This window comes from Holdemania sp., assembly GCF_986127675.1.
In genome coordinates, this window is the sequence record NZ_CFQZWI010000155.1 from 1 (window position 1) to 4,512 (window position 4,512).

The 4,512-nt window shown below is 57.5% G+C and carries 4 protein-coding genes; 3 read left to right on the forward strand and 1 reads right to left on the reverse strand.

The features are described 5' to 3' along the window. Nucleotides 1-130 precede the first annotated feature (130 nt). From AC5OW4_RS14580 to AC5OW4_RS14590, 3 genes are all read left to right on the forward strand, one after another. Nucleotides 131-337: a hypothetical protein gene (locus AC5OW4_RS14580; RefSeq protein WP_072684463.1), complete on the forward strand. Its 207-nt coding sequence runs from the start codon at nucleotides 131-133 to the stop codon at nucleotides 335-337. Beyond that, the gene (locus AC5OW4_RS14585; protein WP_072684462.1) at nucleotides 334-2,628 is read left to right on the forward strand and encodes a peptidase U32 family protein; all 2,295 of its coding nucleotides are present in this window, start codon (nucleotides 334-336) and stop codon (nucleotides 2,626-2,628) included. The genes AC5OW4_RS14580 and AC5OW4_RS14585 overlap by 4 nt, the downstream gene beginning before the upstream one ends. 164 nt (nucleotides 2,629-2,792) lie before the next feature. Continuing rightward, a complete protein-coding gene (locus tag AC5OW4_RS14590) occupies nucleotides 2,793-4,208 on the forward strand; it encodes an amidase family protein (RefSeq protein ID WP_195547941.1) in 1,416 nt (471 codons plus the stop codon). A 63-nt stretch (nucleotides 4,209-4,271) separates the two neighbouring features. On the opposite strand, the gene AC5OW4_RS14595 is transcribed toward AC5OW4_RS14590, so the two are convergent. Continuing rightward, a partial coding sequence (locus AC5OW4_RS14595) for an LrgB family protein (protein ID WP_493677149.1) occupies nucleotides 4,272-4,512 on the reverse strand: 241 nt, incomplete at its 5' end.

Consider the following 4,512-nt stretch of genomic DNA (forward strand, 5'->3'; position numbering starts at 1 on the left):
CATCGAAGCGATCGTGCTGCCTTCCACCTCGCCCGCCAACGCCGCGGTGTCGTTCGAGCAGCTGATCGAAGCCTATCGGTTTCTGTTCGAGCTTTAGAGAAAAATTGAAGTTCCAAAGGAGGACATGCGCATGGGAATTTTATTATGGCCGTTTAAACTGGTATTCTGGCTGACAGGACTGGTATTGTCCTTATGCGGCAAGCTGATCACCATCATTTTGGGGTTAGCCGTCTGCGCGCTGGGTTTGATGCTGTGCGCGACGCTGATCGGTCTGTGGCTGGGCATTCCGTTAGCGATATTAGGGATTTCGCTGATCATTAAAGGAGTTCTGGGATGAAACGCCCGGAACTTTTAGCGCCGGCGGGCAGTATGGACGCGCTGATCGCCGCCGTCAACAACGGGGCGGACGCGGTCTATCTGGGATCGACGCGCTTCGGCGCGCGGGCCTATGCCGGCAATTTCGACGAGCAGCAGCTGCGTCAGGCGGTGCACTATTGTCATCAACACGAGGTGAAGGTCTATGTCACCGTCAACACGCTGATTTTTGAAAACGAGCTGGACGATGCCAAGGCGTTGATTGATTTTCTGTATCACACCGACGTCGACGCTCTGATCGTACAGGATCTCGGCTTGGTTTCCTGGATCCGCCGGGCTTATCCGGATTTTGAGCTGCATGCTTCGACGCAGATGCACATCCATAACCGGGAGGGTGTGCGCTGGGTCAGACAGCTGGGGATGAAGCGCGCTGTGCTGGCGCGGGAAACCCCGGTCGAACTGGTCAGGGAGTGCGCTGAGGAAGGGCTGGATCTGGAGATTTTCGTCTACGGCGCCTTGTGCGTCTGTTACAGCGGCGAATGCCTGATGTCCAGCATCAACGGCGGCCGCAGCGGCAACCGCGGCCAGTGCGCACAGCCCTGCCGGCTGCCGTATCAACTGGTTGAAAGGGACAGCGGCCGGGTCATCGAAGCTCCGGGGGAATACTTATTAAGTCCGATGGATCTCAATACCCTTGACCAGGTTGAGGAGCTGATCCGCAGCGGAGCGACGAGCTTTAAAATTGAAGGCCGGATGAAGCGGCCGGAATATGTCGGTGCGGTCGTGCGGGCTTACCGTGAGAAAATCGACGCGGTTCTGGCCGGAATGCGGCCGGCTTCTGAGGAAGAGGAACAGATCCGGTTAAAGAAGTTGTTCAACCGCGGCTTCACCACCGGCTATCTGTTTCATCAAAGCGGACCGGCGTTGATGAATCCGCTGCGCCCCAATCACGTTGGAATCCGCATCGGCACGGTGCTCAGCCAACGCAACGGCCGTGTCCAGGTAAAATTAACCGCGCCGCTGCATCAGGGCGACGGACTGCGGATTTTACGTGAAAACGGCGAAGATATCGGCTTCATTGCCAATTACATCTATAAGCATGATTTGTTATGCGCCCAGGGACAGCCGGGCGAGATCATTGAGCTGCCGGTGCGGGAGAAAGTCCGGCCGGAGGCTGCTTTGCTTCAGACGACTGACAGCGAGCTGATGAAGGAAATCCAGGCGCAGTCTGCCCAGCCGGCGCGCCGGACGGCCGTGCGGTTTACGATCCGAGGCCGGGCTGGCGAACCGATGCAGGTGGACGTCTGCGACGAAATGGGATTTCAGGCGCAGGCCCGGACGGAACAAGTTCTGCAGCCCGCGCAGAAAGCACCGTTGGACACGGGGCGGTTAACCCAGCAGCTGGGCAAGCTGAACGATACGCCGTTTCAGCTGGAAAGCGTCGACAATCAGCTGGAAGGGGCGTTGTTTCTGCCAGTTCAGCAAATTAACGAAGCCCGCCGCCAGGCGCTTGATCAACTTGCGCAGCGGCGAGCTGTCCGCTATCCTGAGCGGGCTCAGCTTCAGCGTCAGGCTGTTCAGCCTTTAACGATCCAAGAAAAACAGCCGCTGCCGGGATTGATCGTGCAGATTGAAACCCGCGAACAGGCGGAAGCGTTGGCTGAGCTTCCAGTGCAGCTGATCAGCAGCGTGCCGGCCCTGATTCAGGCGTATCCGCAGATCATGCCCTCAACGCTGCGGGTCCAGGAGCATCCGGCCCGCTGCGAAACGGAATGGCTACAGACCGAGGAAATCGGAACGCTGACCCGGACAACGACGCGGTTGATCTGTACGAGCGGCTTCAATGTGACCAACAGCGAAGCGCTGGCGCTGCTGCTCAGCCAGACTTCGGTAGCAGGTGTGGAGTTTTCACTGGAAATTAATCCAATGCAGCAGAGTGCGATTCGTGAAGCGTTTAAAGAACAATACGGATTTTCCGCGCCGACCGTGCAGTACGTCTACGGCTATCGCGATCTGATGGTGTCCAAGGCTTGTCCGGTCAACCGATTGTTAAAAGACGGGACAAAGCGGAACTGTCAGCTTTGTCATCAGCAGGCCTACGCGCTGAAAAATAAAAAAGGCGAGCTCTATCCCGTTTTCGGCGACGCCGCCTGTTACAGTCATTGTCTTGAAAAAACGCCGTTTGAGCTCAAAGCCGGCGAGCTGGATCCACATTCTGCGTGGAAGATCCGGCTGACGCTGGAAGACGGCGCTGCCAGCCGGCAGATCGTTGAACGTTTCCTTCGTATCCGCAACCGGATTCAGGGAGAATAAGGAACTGTTGGTTGAAAAGAAAACAAGATCGTACACTTCCACCGCGGCGAAACGCCGCGGTTTTACTATGTTTCGATATGAAAATCAAAAGTTCCGTTTCGGAAGCGGGATGAGCTGGTTTAACGTTTTCAATTATGCTACACTAACAAAAAGGGGGAATTTTCATGTTTGAAGCTTCAATTTCAGAACTGGCGGAAGGCTTGCGGACCGGCCGCTGGACCAGCCGGAGTTTAACCGAGGAAGCACTGCGCCGTATCGCGGAGATCGACCAGTCCGGACCGGGCTTGAACGCGATTGCCGAGGTGAATCCGGATGCGCTTTGGATTGCGGACGCGCTCGACCGCGAGCTGCGGGAAACAGGACCGCGCGGACCGCTGCATGGGCTGCCGGTCGTCGTGAAAGATAATATCAGCACAGCCGGCAAGATGCACACCACGGCCGGTTCGGCGGCACTGGCTGATTTTTACGCACCGCAGGACGCCGAAGTCGTGCACCGGCTGAAGCAGGCGGGAGCCGTCATTCTCGGTAAAGCCTGTCTTTCTGAATTCGCGTATTGGGTAGCCCGGAAGCGGAAGATGCCGTCAGGGTTCAGCTCGCGCAGCGGTCAGGTCGTCAATCCCTATGATCCGCAGCTGGATCCGTCCGGAAGCAGCTCCGGCTCCGCCGTGGTCGTCGCCGCTCAGCTTGTACCGTTTTCCATCGGTACGGAAACCAACGGTTCGCTTGTTTCCCCAGCCCGCAACAACGCCGTGGCGACGATCAAGCCGACGGTGGGGCTGATTTCCCGCAGCGGCATCATTCCGATCTCCTCGATGCAGGATACGGCTGGACCGATGGGCAAGACGATCGCGGACTGCGCCGTCGTCCTGGATGCGTTATGGGGCAAGGATGAACTGGACCCGGCGACGCTGGCGTGCCCGGATCACTTCGATTTCGCCGGTGCGCTGAACCGCGGGGTCGCAGGCTTCCGGATCGGCGTTCTGACGTTTGACGACGCACCGCAGGATGAGCTTGAAAACACGATTCTGGAGCAGGCGCGGCAGATTCTGGTACAGCAGGGCGCAATGCTGGTGCCGGTTTCCCTCCCGCAGGGCCGGCTGAACAATCTGCCGGTGCTGGAACATGAATTCAAAAATGGAATCAACGCCTGGCTGGGGTCTGTCCGCGGCTGCACCGCGATGCGTACGCTGGACGATATCCTAGCGTATAACCGCCGGCATGCGCAAACCTGCCTGCGTTACGGACAGGATCTTCTGGAAAGCAGCAACCGCACCTCCGGCACGCTGCGGGAAGCCGACTATCTCCGGCAGCGCTTAGCGTTGACCCGTCAAACACGCACAGAAGGAATCGACCGGCTGTTGAAGGAATATCAGCTCGATTGTCTGATGACGGTTAAAATCACCGGTTATGCGCCGATTGCCGGATATCCCTGCGCCGCGGTCTGCGCGCAAAGTCCGGATCAGGGGACGCCGTGTTCTGTCTTGTTTATCGCTACGGCCTGGAGCGAAGAAACACTGATCACCGCTGCCCATGCCCTTGAAACAAAACTGTGCGCCCGCCATGCCCCGATTTTCCAATAAAATCAAAAAAAGCATATCATCAGTTTCTGGCTGAACGATATGCCTTTATTTTGGTTTGTATGTTCACAGCAGCAGCGACAGGATGACCGTAAAGATGCCGGTGATCCCGATCGCCAGTCCGGACAGGCCGCCTTCCTGTTCGCCGATCTCAATCGCCTTGGACGTGCCCATCGCATGCGACGCTGTGCCCAGGGTAATGCCCAGCGCCACGCTGTTTTTAATCTTCAGTTTAGCGAATAACAGGGGAATCACGATCGAACCGAGAATTCCGGTCAGGATCACCAGATCGGAAGAGCACACGTCT